We start from the raw sequence: 15,903 nt of genomic DNA, 5'->3' as shown, positions 1-15,903 counted from the left end.
GCCGGACAGCGTCCGGCGCCGCTTCGCTTAAAAGGTATAGAGGCAGCCCAGGGAGGCCATCCAGGCCTGCGTTGCCTGATTGGTCATGCGGTGGCCCCATATGCTGGTTTTGAGGCCCTGGGGCGCGGCAAAGCCGGTTTGCAGCGTCAGGCTGAGTTCTTCGGTAAGGGCGTAGCTGTGGTCGAAGTTGACGCCGAGTACCCATTCGCCCTGGGCCAGATTGCGTCCCATGGCGACGTATTCGCCCGGGCCGCCGGTTGCGGCAACGGCTTTGCGCAGCCCGGCCGGGCTGTTGCGCCCGGCAATGGCGGCCAGAGTCAGCCGGCTTTTGAGCGCTTCGAGAACGGTGATGTCGCGGATGGCGACGCTGGCACCCCAGGTGCCGGTGGGATCGATGCCCAGGCTATTGTTGGCGAATTCCTGGTCGCAATCAAACAAAAACGAGGTGCCCGGTCCCCATTTTGGGGTGATGACCGGCAGGCGCTCGCTGCCGTTGGACAGGCTCGAATCCTCGCCGCTGGCAAACCAGCCGAACAGGCCCGGGGTGGCCCAGTCAAGACCCGTATAGGTCAGGCCGGCGTCAAAAAAGTAGCCGGCGCGGCGGTTTCGGGAACGGTCGGAACCGGCGGCATTGCCGTAGATGCCGTCAAAATAGAGTTTCACCGGGTCCAGGGCCGTGACGGACAGGGCCAGACCGGTCCACCACATGGGATTCTGGTTGTCCTTGTAGCCGGCGGGTGCAAGGTAGCTGCCGGCCGAGCGCAGGCCGGCGTTGAAGTTTCCGTCGGGATCGGCGTCTTTGCCGTACACGCCGGCCAGGCCCCAGGGGACGGCGTCAAAGCCTTCGACCGTAATGGGCAGGGCCAGGCGGTAGACGTCGAAGGCGTCGCCGGTCTGGGTGGTGGTGGGCTGGAAGGTGCGGTAGGCGTCGAGGAGTCGGCCGTAGGCCGCTTCGAGGGCCAGGGTGTCAGCCAGAAGCGGCACTTTGACGAACACGGCGGCACTGGATTGGTCGCCGTCGTCGGCGGCCAGGACAATGCTGTCGTAAAAGACTTCAGTGTGGGGCACGGAAAAGGGCTGGTAGCCAGCGGTCATTTCGATGTCGGTGCCGGGCCATTTGAACTGGAGATAGGCCAGATAGGGCTGGATGGCCACCTGCGGGTTGGCGGCTGTCAAATAGCCCGAACCCCAGGTCTCGTCATCGACGCGCAGGCCGAAACGGAATTTCAGGCTTTCATTGGCCACAAAATCGGTACGCAACCGCAACCGCTGCCAGATGGTGGTGCGGTCCTCGGTCTGGGTTCCGGTTTCGTCCCAGCCGGTAAAATTGCGGTTGGCAAAAAAAACGCCGTACACCCGGGCGTCTCCCGCCATTTTCACTGCAGTGGCCGCCTGGCTCGGTGCAGCCTGCACGGCCACGGCGGCCAGGGCCAGCAGCAACAAAACCACTTTTCGCATGGTGCGCACTCCTTTCTTTGCTTCGCGTGATTCCGTTTCGTTTTGAAGGCAACAGCATGTCTGTTTCCCTTGGTGCTTGATATTGATTATGAAGTCTATTCTCAATATCCTTTGAATCTGCCGGGGATGCAGGGGCAAGGCCTCTGGCCCGCGTCACGCCCTCGCCCGGGTAGCCGGGCGGTCAGGGTCTCACCGCCGCACCGTCGTGCCCGCGTCCCGGTCTGGGCCAAGCATACCGCGCACCGTCATGGCTTCGCCCAGAAAGACGGTCGCCACCTGGGGGTCGAACTGGCTGCCGGCACCGCGCACGATCTCCCGGCAGGCTGCGGCAAAGCCCATGGCCGGGCGGTAGGGACGGGTTCGCAGCATGGCCGAGAGGCTGTCGGCCAGCGTGATGATGCGCGCTCCCAGGGGGATGGCGCTGCCGCTTAGCCCGAAGGGATAGCCGCCGCCGTCGTAGCGTTCGTGGTGGGCGAGCACCATGTCCACGATGCCGGTCTGGCGCAGGCAGGCCAACGGCAGGAGGATTGCCGCGCCGATACTCGGGTGGTCCTGCATCTGGACCCATTCTTCGGGAGTCAGGCTGCCGGGTGTGCCGAGCACGGCGTCAGGGACGCCGATCTTGCCGATGTCGTGCAGATGGCCGGCCACGTGGATGCAGTCGGCCATTTCCGACGACAGGCCCATGGCCAGGGCCAGATGCCGGGCCACCTCGGCCACTTCCTCGGAATGGGCCATGGTGTGAGGGTCTTTGGCGTCGATGGCCTTGCCAAGGGAGGTGGCCAACTGGTGGACCAGATCCATGAGAGCGCCGTGCGTCGTGTGGGCGGCATCGCTGCCCACGGGAAGGACTGCAGGGGAGACAAAAAGGAGAGGGGGCGGCATGGTCATAGCGTTCTCATCGGTTACGGGTCGAGCCGGCAGTGTGGCACACAGGCGGCGGGGGTGAGCGACAGCCGCGAATCTATTGATATTGAAAATCGTTGTCAAGGTTTGCAGGCAGCTCTGCGGGCAGGAAGGGCGACACGTGCAGGCGGAAAAAGACAAAACCGCCGACGGAGCGTGTCCGTCGGCGGTTTTGCCTGGAAGCGTGGCCGTTAATAGGCTTCTTCGTAATCCAGATCTTCCTTGGTCACCGGGTGACGGAAGGTGCGCAGGGTCCAGATCTGGTAGGCGATGACCACGGGCACAAAGACCAGGGCCACGCCGAGCATGATGGCCAGGGTCATGGGCGTGGAGGACGAGTTCTCGATGGTCAGCGAGAAGGCCGGGTTGAGGCTCGAGGGCAGCAAGGCCGGGAAGATGCCAACCACGCCAAACAGGGCGGTGGTTCCGATCAGCACGGCCGAAGCGCCCCAGGAAGCCAGGATGCGCCCGGCCCGACGATAATAGCAGGTCAGTACCAACCCGGCCACGGCGGCAAGCAGGATGACGAACAGGATGGGGTTGACCAGATAGTTGGTGAACAACTTGGTCATGGCGAAGCTCATGCCCAAAAACAGCACGATGACCCCGGCCATGATGGGCCACAGCTTGCCAGCCAGGGCCACGGCCCGGTCGTGGAGGTCGCCCACGGACTTATACGCCAGCCACAGCGCGCCGTGGTGGGCGAAAAGGAGCACAAACAGCACGCCGCCAGCCAGGCCGTAGGGATTGAGCAAGGTGAGCAGGTTGCCGTGCAGGATGCCTTCGGCGTCGATGGGAATGCCCTTGAAGATATTGGCAAAGGCCACGCCCAGCAGCAGCGCCGGCAGGAAGCTGCCCAGGAAGTTGCAGGTGTCCCACAGCTTGCGCCAGCCCGGGCTGTCCACCTTGGAGCGGAATTCAAAGGACACGCCGCGCAGGATCAGGGCGAACAGGAGCAGCATCAGCGGCGTATAAAGGGCAGAAAACATCACGGCATAGGTCCTGGGGAAGGCGGCAAAGGTCACGCCGCCGGCGGTAATGAGCCACACTTCGTTGCCGTCCCAAAACGGCCCCATGGCGTTATACATGATGCGTTTTTCTTCATTGTTTTTGGCCAAAAAGGGCATGAAGCTGCCGATGCCGAGATCAAATCCGTCCATGATGAAATAGACGGCCCAAAGCACGCCCCACAGGACAAACCAGATGGTTCCGAGATCCATGGCCATTCTCCTTCAAATTATCGACCGGCCGGGCCGGGTTGCGTCAAAAGCGTTGCCATACCGCTGTTCTCTCCGGGCCTAGTGCGGCTGGGAACGGGCGTATTTGGCCAAAAGGAAGATGTCCAGGGCGGCCAGCAGGATGTAGATCACGAAGAAGGCGGCCAGGCTGATGGCCACCTGGGACGTGGCAATGGGCGACACGGCGTCCTTGGTGCGCATGATGCCGTAGACGATCCAGGGCTGCCGGCCGACTTCGGCCACGGCCCAGCCGGCCTGCAGGGCGAGATAGGGCAGGGGGATGCCCCAGATGAGGAGCTTTAAGAGCCTGGGGGAACTTTCCGCCGGCTGGTGGCGGGCAATAAAGGCCAGGATGCCAAGAACCAGCATGGCCGTGCCCAGGCCAATCATGAGGCGAAAGGCGGAAAAGGTCAGGGCGACGGGCGGGCGGTCTTCCTTGGGGAAGTCGTTAAGCCCCTTGACCTCGGCCGAGGGGTCGTTAAAGGCCATAAGGCTTAACATGCTCGGAATGGCGCCTATTTCGACGCTGTTGCCTTCGCCGTTGGAATTGGGCACGGCGAATAAGTACATGGGCGCGTTTTTCTGGGTGACCCAATGGGATTCCATGGCCGCCAGCTTGGCCGGCTGGACCTCGGCCACGATGTTGCCCTGGCGGTGGCCCACAAGCGCCACAGCCACGGAAAAGATCAGGGCAAAGACGGCACCAATGCGAAAGGACTTGGTGAAAAAGTCGATGTTTTGCTTATGCAGCAGATGCCAGGCCGATACGCCGACCACGAAAAAGCCGGCCAGGGCCCAGGAACCGGTGACCGTGTGGAGAAAGGCGTTCCAACCGTAGCCGTTGGTGATGACTTCAATAAAGCTGGACAGTTCGGCCCGGCCGTTTTGGATCACGTAGCCCACCGGATGCTGCATGAAACCGTTGGCCAGGATGATCCACAGGGCGGAGAAGTTGGCGGCAAAGGCCACCAGCCAGATGGAGAGCAGGTGGACTTTGGGCGAGAGTTTGTTCCAGCCAAAGATCCACACACCCAGGAAGGTGGATTCCAGAAAAAAGGCCGCTGTGGCCTCGATGGCCAAAAGCGAGCCGAAGATGTCGCCGACAAAGGCTGAATAGCGCGACCAGTTGGTGCCGAACTGGAATTCCAGCGTGATGCCGGTGACGACGCCCAGGGCGAAATTGATCAAAAACAGCTTGCCCCAGAATTTGGCCATGCGCTTGTAGGTTTCATCGCCGGAGCGGACATATTTGGTTTCCATGATCGCAATGAGCACGGAAAGCCCCAAGGTGAGCGGCACAAAAATAAAGTGGATAAACGTCGCAAAGGCGAACTGCAGTCGGGAAAGCATGAGCGTGTCCATGATCTGTCTCCTTTTCCTCCATGTTGACCGTAACCCTCTGTAAACCCTCTGTGGCATTTTCCGGCTGCCGGCCCTCGGGGCAGCCTTGCGGTCTGTCCTGTCCTAGCACCGGGCCAGGGAAAATGCATCAACCCCTGTCGGATTTCCTCAACCTTGCAAAGCGTGGGGCTGCTCCCGCGAACGCCCTGCACAGGCGCGTTTTTCCCGGGCCGCCAATTCGGCCAGGGTGACGCCGCCCAGGGTGTTGCGCAGCTGCCGCCGCGCCTTATCCCATATCTGATGCACCGAGCAGATGGTCTGCCGGTCGCAGCTGTGTGGCCGGTGGATGCAGTCGTTTAAAAAAATTTCGCCGTCGATGGCCTCAATAACAGCCAGAAGCGCGATGTCTTGCGGGCGTTTGGCCAGTTCATAACCGCCCTGGGAGCCTTGCCGGATGCTGATGATGCCGGCCTTGGCCAATTGCTGGGCCACCTTGCCCAGAAACTGGGCCGGCATGTCCATGGCCGCAGCGATCTCCTTGCGCCCGATGAGTTCCCGGTCGTGGTGCATGGCCAGGTACAGGACGCAACGGATGGCGTATTCTCCGGCTCTGGTTAAACGCATGGGACTCCTCAAAGTGAGATTAATCGGACTGAAATGATCCTATTAGAGGCGGTGCGGGCCTGTCAACGGATAACCGTATGCGAATCGGTATTTTTACGAATTTTTATCGCTGCCAAGTTCCGGGGCGAACCGGTCAAGAAGAACCCGGGCGATGCTGGACCGGGGCGGCAGGACCGGCGGCCGGCGTTGGGCGCAAAACCAGGCCGCGTCTTCGAGTTCATCCGTATCCAGGGTCAGTTCGCCGCCGGCATAGGTGGCCAGAAAACCGACCATGAGCTGGCTGGGGAAGGGCCAGCTCTGGCTGGCCAGATAGCGCACGTCGGTGACGGCCAGGCCTGTTTCTTCCAGGACTTCCCGCGCGACGCAGGCCTCCAGCGTTTCGCAAAATTCCACATAGCCGGCCACCAGCCCGTACTGGCCGGCGGGCCAGTCGGCCTTGCGCACCAGCAAAGACTCTGCCCCGCGCCGGATGAGCACAATGACGGCCGGGTGGATGCGCGGATAATATTCCCGGCTGCACGCCGGGCAACGCGCTCCGAAACTGCCGGCAATCTCGCCAGGAGCCCCGCTGCAGGCCGGGCAGATGCGGCTGCGGTCGCGCCAATGGAGCACCTGCCGGGCCAGTCCGGCCAGGGTGAGAAGCCGCTCATCCAGGTGCTGGCTGCGGTAGGAGGCGGCAACGGCCGTAAAGGCTTCGGGCAGGGCGGCTTCGGGTTCCAGCCGCGCGGCCCGCAGCGGGCGGCCCTGCCAGAAACCGACCAGCACCGGGGCCACGGCAAAGGGACCGGCCACGGGCAAAACGCCTTCCGGCAGCCGGTTGCCGTCGCGGCAAAGAATCAGGGCGTTTTCCCGAAGGATGAGCCAGGGGCCGGGAACATCGGGCCGGTTCCGATCCGGGGTGGCCGGGGTAAAGTCGGAACCCAGCGCGGTCAGGGAAAACGGCAGATGGGTGGGATCGGGCTGGTGCATGACGGAAACTGCCTCGTAAACGCCCGCCGGCGCTGTTCTCGGGCTGCCAGGCCGCCCGAAGCCAGGGTACGCCGGCAAAAGCCTTTTGGCTATCCCGGACGCGGCCTTGGCACCCGCGGCCGTCCGGTGCCGCCCAACCGGGCCGGCCCCGCCTTGACGTGGCGCAGCCCCCCTGGCAGTCCCCAGAAAGCAACAACCGGGGATGGCCCCGCCACGGAGGATCAAATGCCCGAAACCTTGCGCGATGCCGAAACCATTTTCCGGGCGGGCCTGACACGCGTCGATCCCCTGGCCATGATGGAGCGCGTGCTGACACTGACCGGCGACAGCCTGCGCGTTTCCACGGAAACCGAGTGCCACGTCTACGATCTGTCGCGCTACCAGCGCATTTTCGTCCTTGGCATGGGCAAGGCCTCGGCCCGCATGGCCCTTGGGCTGGAGCGCGTGCTCGGGGAGCGCATCACCGGCGGCGTGGTGGCGGTCAAGGAAGGCTATCTGGAAACGCTGTCCCGCATCCGGCTCCTGCAGGCGGCCCACCCCGTGCCGGATGCGCGCGGCGTGGCGGCGGCCCAGGAAGTCCTGGCCCTGGCGCGGGAAGCCCGGCAGGGCGATCTGGTCATCGTCCTGGTGTCCGGCGGCGGGTCGGCCATCCTGGCCGCGCCTCTCGAAGCTCCCGGACGGCATCTGACCCTGGCCGACAAGCAGGCCACCACCCGGGCGCTTTTAGCCTGCGGGGCCACCATCCACGAAATCAATTGCGTGCGCAAAAAGCTCTCGGCGGTCAAGGGCGGCCGGCTGGCTGCGGCCATCGCCCCGGCCGATTGTCTGGGGCTATTGCTCTCCGACGTGGTGGGCGACGACCTGGACGTCATCGCCAGCGGCCCGACAGTCCCGGATTCCACCTGCGCCGCCGACGCCCTGGCTGTACTTGACCGCTACGGCGTGCGCGACACCATCGCCCCCGAAGCCCTGGCCGTCCTTATGGACGTGGCTGCCGGCCGGGTGCCGGAAACGCCCAAGGCCGGCGATCCGGTCTTTGCCCACACGCGCACGATGCTCATTGGCACCAATTTCCAAGCGTTGCTCGCTGCCCGGGACAAGGCGGCCAGCCTGGGCTACGCCACCCTGATCCTGACTTCGCACTTAACCGGCGAAGCCCGGGAGATGGCCAGCCTTTTTCTCGGCATGGCCAAGGACATCGCCGAATACGCCGTGCCCCTGCCGCGTCCGGCCTGTGTCATCGCCGGCGGCGAGACCACCGTGACCCTGCGCGGTCCGGGCAAAGGGGGGCGCAATCAGGAAATGGCCCTGGCCTTTCTGGCCGGTCTGGCCGGCGAGGCCAGAAACGCCGAGGAGGCCGTCTTTCTGGCCGCCTCCACCGACGGTTCCGACGGTCCCACCGACGCCACCGGGGCCTTTGCCAGCCTGCCGATTCTGCGCCGGGGCGCGGCCCTTGGCCTGGACGTGCGGGCCTTTTTGGGGGCCAACGACGCCTACCATTATTTTGAAGCGGTGGGGCAGTTGCTCAAGACCGGTCCCACCAACACCAATGTCTGCGACATCAAAGTGCTGTTGGTGCCGTAGACGGCGAAACGCGTCAAACTGGTCCGGAGGTTGCATTCCTGGCAGCGGTTGGGGTATGTTGTTAGTATGCGCTTTTTCAGATCGTGCGAAAGGCCCGATGACGATGCGCAGCAACAGGCCCGCCTGCAAAGGCCATGGGCCGCAACCGCACCGGGGGACGCTTTGCTATTTGCATCCAGACAGGGAGCCATCACCTGGCTTCGCGCCCTTGACCTGGCTTGGGCCGCGGTTTCGCTGGTCCTGGCCGCTGCAGTGTCCACGGCCCTGACCCCGGAAACGGCCTCTGCCGCCCATCTGCATCTCGACGCCGGCAGTCTGGCTTTGTTTTTGGGCGTTTTCCTGGCCACGATCAGTGTTTTCCCACTGTTTGGCCTGTACACCGAAACCGCCTTGTACAGTCGCCGCGAGACCCTCAAAGCCACCATCAAGGCCGTTACCGGTGTGGTCATGGCCCTGCTGGTCGCCGCCGCTGTCCTGCGGCCGCCGCTGGCCACGCCGTCCTTCCTGGCTGCCTACTGGTTTTTGGCTGCTGCCGGCGGCGTGGCCGTGCGTCTGGTCACCCGGCGGCTGTTATTTCTGGGCGAGGCCCAGGGACTGTTGCGCCGGCGCACCCTGGTCGTCGGCACCGGGACGCGGGCGCAGGAAATCGCCCGGGACATGCTGGCCCACCCGGAACACGGCCGGCGGTTCATGGGCTTTGTGGCCGACGCCTGGGAGACGCCGGTGTCCGGGCCGCAGCCCGAGACCTTCCGGCTGGTGGCCCGTCTGGACAGTCTCAGCGACTATCTGCGGGGCCATGTGGTGGACGAGGTGGTGGTCTGCCTGTCGCTGGAACAACTGTGCACCAGGGCCACGGCGTTGGTTTCGACCTGCGAGGAGCAGGGGGTGTCGGTGACCGTGGTGACCCGGCTTTTTGATCTGACCAACCCGCATCGCCGGCCCGGCGGCCATGGCGGCGAGGTGGCGGTGACCATCTCCAACACCCTGGCCGACGAGCGCGAACGCATCGTCAAGCGGTTTCTCGATGTCACCGTGTCCCTGACCGCGCTTGTTTTGTTGTCACCGCTGCTGGCGGCAACCTGGGCGCTTATTCGCCTGACCTCGCCGGGGCCGGCCCTTTTTGCCCAGGAGCGTGTGGGCCTTGGCAAGCGGATCTTCAAATTCTACAAGTTTCGCACCATGGTGCAAAACGCCGCTGCCATGCAGGAAGCGCTTGAAGCGCAAAACGAGATGGACGGGGCGATCTTTAAAATCAAAAACGATCCCCGCATAACACCCCTTGGCCGGTGGCTGCGGCGCACCAGCATCGATGAGCTGCCCCAGCTCTTCAATGTGCTTTGCGGCGACATGAGTCTGGTCGGGCCGCGTCCGCTGCCGTTGCGGGATGTGGAGCGCATTGAAAAGGATTGGCCCCGGCGGCGTTTTGGGGTCAAACCGGGCATCACCTGCCTGTGGCAGATAAACGGCCGCAACAACACGCCCTTTGAGCGCATGATGGAGCTGGATATCGAATACGTCGACACCTGGTCGGTGGCCATGGACATACGGATTATGCTGCGCACCATCCCGGTGGTACTGAGCATGCGCGGGGCCTACTGAGGCGACGGCCTCAGTCGAGGACCACCACGGTGAGGTTTTGGACGCCAAAGGCCAGGGCTTGGCGCTTATCCGGCAGGCAGAGATCCAGGCGTTTGGCAAAACGCGGGTGCATCAGATCCTCCACCACCCGCACGCCGAAGCCCTCGATGGCGATTTTGCGGCCAAGCAAATGACGCAGATCCCGGGAAACGGCCACCGTGCGCCCGGCCTGCACCGGCGCGCCCAGGGCCGAAGGCTGGGGGCCGTCACCGTCGTCCAGACACGTGGCGCAATAGGCCGTGGCCGTTAAATTGAGGCGGCTTCGGGCATCGGGTTGCAGGACGAACAGTGCGGCGGAGCGTCGTTCCTCGGACGCGCGCAGGAGAGCGTCCTGGGTCATGCGGATGGTCTGCTGGCGCAGATCATCGGCGCGTTCGGCCAGCCAGTCCGTGGCCGTGCCCAGACACAGGGCGCTGACGGCCAGGGAGGCCACGGCCGCCGGCCCGGCCAAGGACCGTCGCCGGCCCGCAGTCGCCGGCAGGCTTGCCGGGGGCATTGTTTCGTCACTGGGCATCATGGAAAACCTCCGTTTGCGTCCCGCGCCGGCTTATGCGGCTTGCCCGGAACGGGTGGCTCAACTATAGTGTCGCCATCCGGTCGACAGGGGACACGTTTGGCATGCGTATCGTAAAGCCTTTCAAGAAACACGGGACGACGGGGCCGCTGTTCTGGCTCCTCGCCCTGGGGCTGCTTGCATCCCCGTTGGTCGTGGCCGGCTTTGCCGGCTATTTTCTCTTTCTCAAGGACGCCGAGAAGCCGCACGTGGCGTTGTCTCCCGAGGCTGAAGCGGCTTCGCTCAAACGGCAGTTTGTGCTGACTGCGTCCGATGAACAATCCGGCATCCGCTCCGTCACCGTCACCGTGGCCCAGGGGCAGCGCCGGATGGATGTGCTGCGTAAAATCTATGACACGCCCCGCGACCACATCTCCGAGCGTTTTTCCCTGGAAGCCTCGGAACTGCGCGGCGGAGCCTTTGAATTGCAGGCCGTGGCCTACGACGGCTCCTATGCCAACCTCGGGGCCGGCAACGCCGCCCGCATCAACAAGCGCATGGTCCTGGACGCCGTGCCCCCCACCGTCAAATCCCTCACCCCGGCCCACTACATGCGCCAGGGCGGAGCCGGGCTGGTCGTCTACGAGGTCAATAAGGACGTGTCCCGCAGCGGGGTGATGGTGGGCGATAAGCTCTACCCGGGCTATAAGCAAAAAAGCGGCCAATATGCCTGCCTCTTTCCCTTCCCAAGCGATCTTGACCCTGATTCTTACAAGCCCAGGCTCTTTGTCGAAGACGCCGCCGGCAACGAAAAACTCGGATTTTTCGTCAATATGGCCATTAAAAGGAAGTTTCGCGAAGAGCGGGTGGAGATCACCGATGATTTTTTGGCCGCCCGGCTGCCGGCCTTTGCCGCCCTCTATCCCCAGGAGCGCGATCCGGTTGAGCGGTTTAAAAAGTTAAATACCGAACTGCGCCGGCAAAATACTGAACTGCTTGGCTCCTTAAGCGCCAAGTCGGGGGCGCAGCCCTTGTGGGACGGCGGGTTCGTCTACCTGCCCCGGTCGGTGGTGCGGGGGTCGTTCGGGGCGGACCGGGTGTATCTTTACAAAGGGCAGGAGATCGGGCGGGAGCACAGCGACGGCATCGGTCTGGCCTCGGTGCCCGGGGCGCAGGTGCCGGCCGCCAATGCCGGTAACGTCGTTTTCGCCGGGCCGCTTGGCGTTTACGGCAATACCGTCGTCATCGACCACGGCCTGGGGCTGCTCTCGGTCTATGGCAATCTGGGGTCGGTGGCCGTGGCGGTTGGCGATGCCGTTAAAAAAAGCGATCTGGTGGGCACCACCGGCACCACCGGCCTGACCCCTGGCGAGCAGGTGCTTTTCGGCATGTATCTTTCCGGCCAGCCGGTTATTCCCATCGAGTGGTGGGACGCCCACTGGATCGAGGACAACGTGACCACCAAACTGCGGCGCTACGCCGCCGAGACCCCGCAGCAGTAACGGGCGGCAGGTCTCCCAAACCCGCGCTTGGCGCCCGGGAACGTGCCCGGCGCGACGCGGTTGCCGGGAGGCGTTGGGGGGGAGTCGCTGGCGCACAAAGCGCCGGCCGCCCTCCCCAAGTCCTTGCGGCGGGAGCCGTCCATGGATCGCAAGCCGCTGGTCCCGCTCGCGTTTGTGGCCTTTGCCGGACTGCTTTTCGTCCTCGGCCAGATAACCCCTCGGGCTTCGTTTCCTGTGTTTGAGCATCTTTGGCCCGGCTTTCGGGCCGCCTCTCCGCAGGGAGGCGGCCCGGAGGTCCGGGCCGGGGCGCAGATGCCCATACCCCGGCGCTACGTCGAAGCCTGCCGGGGCGAAGCGGCCCGGCGCATGGCCCGGCCGGACTGGGCGGGACTCACCCGCCAGGACCGGGAGATCGCCCTGGCCCAGGTGCTCATCCTGTGCGGGGCCGACGCCGAGTACTGGACGCTGCCCGAAACCCGCCAGAAACGCGTGGCCCGGGAGTTTGCCGCCGCCTTTCTCGACGCCCCGGCCGGGGGCGCGCCCAAAGGCCTGGTTGACAAATGACCGGCTCCCTTCTTACCGTATCAACTTGTTCAAAATTTCCCACAGGAGTACAGGCGCATGGAAAAGACGGTATTTTGGATTGAAGGCGACGGCATCGGCCCGGATGTCTGGGCGGCCGGGCGGCCGGTTCTCGACGCGGCCGTGTCCAAGGCTTATGGCGATGGCCGCAAGCTGGTGTGGAAGGAACTGCTGGCCGGCGAAAAGGCCTTTAAGGAAGTCGGCGAGTATCTGCCCCAGATCACCGTCGATACCCTGGCCACGGCCGAACTCGCTTTCAAGGGACCGCTGGGCACCCCGGTCGGCGGCGGATTTCGCAGCCTAAACGTCACCCTGCGCCAGGTGCTCGACCTCTACGCCTGCATCCGTCCCATCCGCTATTTCAAGGGCATCGAGTCGCCGGTCAAGCGCCCGGACCTCGTGGACATGATCATTTTTCGGGAAAATACCGAAGACGTCTACGCCGGCATCGAATACGCCTCGGGCACCCCGGAGGCCGAGCGGCTCATCGCCTTTTTGCGCGACGAACTCGGCGCCAAGGTGGACCTGACCGCCGGCATCGGCATCAAGCCCATCACCCCGGCCGGCTGCAAGCGGTTGGTGCGAAAGGCGCTGCAGCATGCCGTGGCCCACAAAAAACCCAGCGTCACCCTGGTGCACAAGGGCAACATCATGAAATACACCGAAGGTGCCTTCCGGGCCTTCGGCTATGAAGTGGCGGCCACGGAATTTGCCGACGCCTGCATGACCGAGCAGGAGGCCGCTGCCGGCGGGACCAAGTCCATCGTGGTCAAGGACCGCATCGCCGACAACATGTTCCAGGTGGCGCTTATGCGGCCCCAGGACTATTCCGTCATCGCCACCACCAACTTAAACGGCGACTACATCTCCGACGCCCTGGCCGCCCAGGTCGGCGGGCTGGGACTGGCTCCGGGCGTCAACATGAGCGAAAAGCTGGCCTTTTTCGAGCCGACCCACGGTACGGCTCCCAATATCGCCGGCAAGGACATGGCCAACCCCGGCAGCCTGGTCTTAAGCGGCGCCATGTTGCTGGAGCACATCGGCTGGCACGAGGCGGCCGCCTGCATCCACGCCGCCATGGACAAGACCATCAGTGACAAGAAGGTCACCGTGGATCTGGCCGACCAGATCCCGGGTGCAACAACGGTCGGCTGCGCCGCCTTTGGCGAATTGTTGGCCAAAAACCTCTAGGGCCGGCGATTCTCTGTGACGATTTGATGGCAACGCCGTCCGGGCCGACTGGCCCGGCGGCGTTGCCCCTTGAAAAAAAATGGAAACCCGCGATAGTGCCCAAACGAGGCGTGCCATTGTTGGCTGCCCTCGGGCTGACGGTTCCCGCGCACCTTTCGGTCTCAAGCGGCTCGCCTGTTGCGGCGACTGCGTCCGGGCCGGTTTGAAGGTGTTTTCAACCACTGCAGTATCGCATCCCTTGGCGAAAGGGAGAAGGGGGCCAGATGGCCGTTGTCGGCGTGGATACCGGCGGCACGTTTACCGACATCATCTGTCGGACGGGGCAAGGCTTTGCCGTGGTCAAGCTGCCCTCGACCCCGGATGATCCGTCGCGTGCCATCCTGGAAGGGCTGGCCCGGCTGTCCCTGACACCCGCACGGGTCATGCACGGCTCAACCGTCGCCACCAACGCCCTGCTCGAACGCCGGGGAGCGGTCACCGCGTTTGTGGCCAACGCCGGTTTTGAGGACATCATCGCCATCGGCCGGCAAAATCGCCCCGATCTCTACGATCTGGCCAGCCGCAAGGAACCGTGTCTCGTTGCGCAACACCTGCGTTTCGGCGTCCCCGGGCGCATCAGTGCCGAGGGCCGCGTGGTGGAGGAACTTTCCATCGAGGACGCCCAGGAACTGGCTGCCCGCGTGGCCGCCTCCGGGGCCGATTCCGTGGCTGTGTGCCTGCTTTTTTCCTTTCTTGCCCCCGAGCATGAGCTGCTTGTGGGCGAAGCCCTGGCCGAAGCCGGGCTTTCGGTCTCGCTGTCTTCCGATATTTTAGCCGAATTCCGGGAATTCGAGCGGGCCGCCACCACGGTTGCCAACGCCTATGTTGCGCCGGTCATGCGGGCCTACCTCGGTGCCCTGGCCCAAGGCCTGCCGGACGGGGCACAACTGTGCGTCATGCAGTCCAGCGGCGGGCTTATTTCCGCTGATACGGCCCGGCGCGAACCGGTGCGCACCGTGCTTTCCGGTCCGGCCGGCGGGGTTGTGGCCGCCCTGGCTGTTGGCAAGGCCTCGGGATTCGACAAGCTCATTACTTTTGACATGGGTGGCACCTCCACCGACGTGTCGCTCCTGGACGGTGCCCTGTCCATGGCCATGGAAACGGTGCTGGCCGGCATGCCGATCAAAACGCCCATGCTCGATATCCACACCGTCGGGGCCGGCGGCGGTTCGCTGGCGGCCATGGATGCCGGCGGCGCGCTTCGGGTCGGGCCGCAAAGCGCCGGGGCCAATCCCGGCCCGGCCTGCTACGGCCGGGGCGACGGGCTGACCGTCACCGACGCCAATCTGTTCCTGGGGCGGCTGGCCCCGGATCATTTCCTGGGCGGGGCCATGGCGCTTTATCCCGAGCGTCTGCCCGAGCTTTTTACCGCCCTGGGTGCTGCTTCGGGGCTGTCGGCCACCGAGGCGGCCGAGGGTGTTGTGGCCGTGGCCGAGGCGGCCATGGAGCGGGCCATCCGGGTCATCTCCGTCGAGCGGGGCCATGATCCGGCCGAATTTGCCTTGCTCTCCTACGGTGGAGCCGGGGGGCTGCATGCCGTTTCCCTGGCCCGGCTTTTAGGCGTCGAGACGGTCGTCGTGCCGCGCCATCCCGGGCTTTTTTCCGCCCTTGGGATGCTTTTGGCCGATGTTGTGCGCGATTTTTCCGAGACGGTCATGGCCGCTTCCGACAAGACCGATCTGATCGAGGTGGCCGGACTGTTTGGCACCCTGGAAACCCGGGCGCGCCAGGTCATGGCCGAGGAAGCCCCCGGGGCCAGGATGGTTCTCGAACGCCAGCTCGACATGCGCTATAAGGGCCAGTCCCACGAGTTGCCGATCCGGTTCGTGGCCGATCCGTTTTTGGCTTTCCACAACCGCCACGAGGCCGTATTCGGCTTTAAGCATCCCAAGGATGTCATCGAAATCGTGACGCTGCGCATCCGGGCGCGGGTGATTACCGAGAAGCCGGCTTTTGAGGAAGCCGAGCATTATGTTGCCGCTGTGCCGGCCGAAGCGAAATTGGGCCAGCGCCCGCTTCTCTGGCGCGGCCAGGAGCAGCCGGCCATGTGGTATGAGCGGGACAAGCTGTTGGCGGGCAATCATTTCGACGGCCCGGCCCTGGTCGCCGAGACCTCGGCCACGACCTTTGTGCCGCCGGGCGCGTCGGTGCGGGTGGATGGGTTGGGCAATCTCGTCATCGCTGCGGGCGGGCAGGACTAGGGCGCGCGGTTGCACAACTGGCGCGCTGACGACGCCGTTGTGACGGCAGGGTTTGCGGACGTGTTGCCCCAGGCAGGCTGTGGGCGCGCTGCAAAGGCCGCTTTGCGCTGCGCCGCCGCACCACACTCCTGGCACTG

At 64.3% G+C, this 15,903-nt stretch carries 13 protein-coding genes; 6 read left to right on the top strand and 7 right to left on the bottom strand.

Annotated elements, in window-relative coordinates; genetic code table 11:
• Positions 1 to 27: 27 nt before the first annotated feature.
• The 6 genes from GTA51_RS02440 to nudC form a co-directional block, all read right to left on the bottom strand.
• Positions 28 to 1,458 (bottom strand): outer membrane homotrimeric porin, encoded by a 1,431-nt coding sequence (locus tag GTA51_RS02440; RefSeq protein ID WP_160958372.1) that lies wholly within the window; start codon positions 1,456 to 1,458, stop codon positions 28 to 30.
• A gap of 189 nt (positions 1,459 to 1,647) precedes the next feature.
• Positions 1,648 to 2,343: an HD-GYP domain-containing protein gene (locus GTA51_RS02435; protein WP_160958490.1), complete on the bottom strand. Its 696-nt coding sequence runs from the start codon at positions 2,341 to 2,343 to the stop codon at positions 1,648 to 1,650.
• 212 nt (positions 2,344 to 2,555) lie between these two features.
• Positions 2,556 to 3,584: a cytochrome d ubiquinol oxidase subunit II gene (gene cydB, locus GTA51_RS02430; RefSeq protein WP_160958371.1), complete on the bottom strand. Its 1,029-nt coding sequence runs from the start codon at positions 3,582 to 3,584 to the stop codon at positions 2,556 to 2,558.
• A gap of 78 nt (positions 3,585 to 3,662) precedes the next feature.
• Positions 3,663 to 4,964: a cytochrome ubiquinol oxidase subunit I gene (locus tag GTA51_RS02425; protein ID WP_160958369.1), complete on the bottom strand. Its 1,302-nt coding sequence runs from the start codon at positions 4,962 to 4,964 to the stop codon at positions 3,663 to 3,665.
• Between the two features lie 147 nt (positions 4,965 to 5,111).
• Complete coding sequence (locus GTA51_RS02420) at positions 5,112 to 5,567, bottom strand: RrF2 family transcriptional regulator (RefSeq protein ID WP_160958368.1); 456 nt, start codon at positions 5,565 to 5,567, stop codon at positions 5,112 to 5,114.
• Between the two features lie 93 nt (positions 5,568 to 5,660).
• Positions 5,661 to 6,536 (bottom strand): NAD(+) diphosphatase, encoded by an 876-nt coding sequence (gene nudC / locus GTA51_RS02415; RefSeq protein ID WP_160958366.1) that lies wholly within the window; start codon positions 6,534 to 6,536, stop codon positions 5,661 to 5,663.
• Positions 6,537 to 6,761: 225 nt separating this feature from the next.
• On the opposite strand from nudC, the gene GTA51_RS02410 reads away from it, so the two are divergent.
• Together GTA51_RS02410 and GTA51_RS02405 are read left to right on the top strand one after the other, a co-directional pair.
• Positions 6,762 to 8,120 carry a glycerate kinase type-2 family protein gene (locus tag GTA51_RS02410; RefSeq protein WP_160958365.1) on the top strand — a complete coding sequence of 453 codons (1,359 nt, stop codon included), beginning with the start codon at positions 6,762 to 6,764 and terminating at the stop codon, positions 8,118 to 8,120.
• 162 nt (positions 8,121 to 8,282) lie between these two features.
• On the top strand, positions 8,283 to 9,719 hold the full coding sequence (locus GTA51_RS02405; RefSeq protein ID WP_160958363.1) for a sugar transferase: 1,437 nt from the start codon (positions 8,283 to 8,285) through the stop codon (positions 9,717 to 9,719).
• A gap of 10 nt (positions 9,720 to 9,729) precedes the next feature.
• On the opposite strand, the gene GTA51_RS02400 is transcribed toward GTA51_RS02405, so the two are convergent.
• The gene (locus GTA51_RS02400) at positions 9,730 to 10,275 is read right to left on the bottom strand and encodes a 3D domain-containing protein (RefSeq protein WP_246197910.1); all 546 of its coding nucleotides are present in this window, start codon (positions 10,273 to 10,275) and stop codon (positions 9,730 to 9,732) included.
• A gap of 101 nt (positions 10,276 to 10,376) precedes the next feature.
• On the opposite strand from GTA51_RS02400, the gene GTA51_RS02395 reads away from it, so the two are divergent.
• The 4 genes from GTA51_RS02395 (at position 10,377) to GTA51_RS02380 (ending at position 15,766) form a co-directional block, all read left to right on the top strand.
• A complete protein-coding gene (locus tag GTA51_RS02395) occupies positions 10,377 to 11,753 on the top strand; it encodes a murein hydrolase activator EnvC family protein (RefSeq protein WP_160958361.1) in 1,377 nt (458 codons plus the stop codon).
• Between the two features lie 141 nt (positions 11,754 to 11,894).
• On the top strand, positions 11,895 to 12,317 hold the full coding sequence (locus GTA51_RS02390) for a hypothetical protein (protein WP_160958360.1): 423 nt from the start codon (positions 11,895 to 11,897) through the stop codon (positions 12,315 to 12,317).
• A 57-nt stretch (positions 12,318 to 12,374) separates the two neighbouring features.
• Complete coding sequence (gene icd, locus GTA51_RS02385; protein WP_160958358.1) at positions 12,375 to 13,526, top strand: NADP-dependent isocitrate dehydrogenase; 1,152 nt, start codon at positions 12,375 to 12,377, stop codon at positions 13,524 to 13,526.
• Positions 13,527 to 13,789: 263 nt separating this feature from the next.
• A complete protein-coding gene (locus GTA51_RS02380) occupies positions 13,790 to 15,766 on the top strand; it encodes a hydantoinase/oxoprolinase family protein (protein WP_160958356.1) in 1,977 nt (658 codons plus the stop codon).
• Positions 15,767 to 15,903: the final 137 nt, after the last annotated feature.

Origin of the sequence: Solidesulfovibrio aerotolerans (genome assembly GCF_009856865.1) — a bacterium.
GTDB lineage: Bacteria > Desulfobacterota > Desulfovibrionia > Desulfovibrionales > Desulfovibrionaceae > Solidesulfovibrio > Solidesulfovibrio aerotolerans.
The sequence above is the reverse complement of the archived record's forward strand: the minus strand, read 5'-3'. Positions and strand labels throughout refer to the sequence as shown.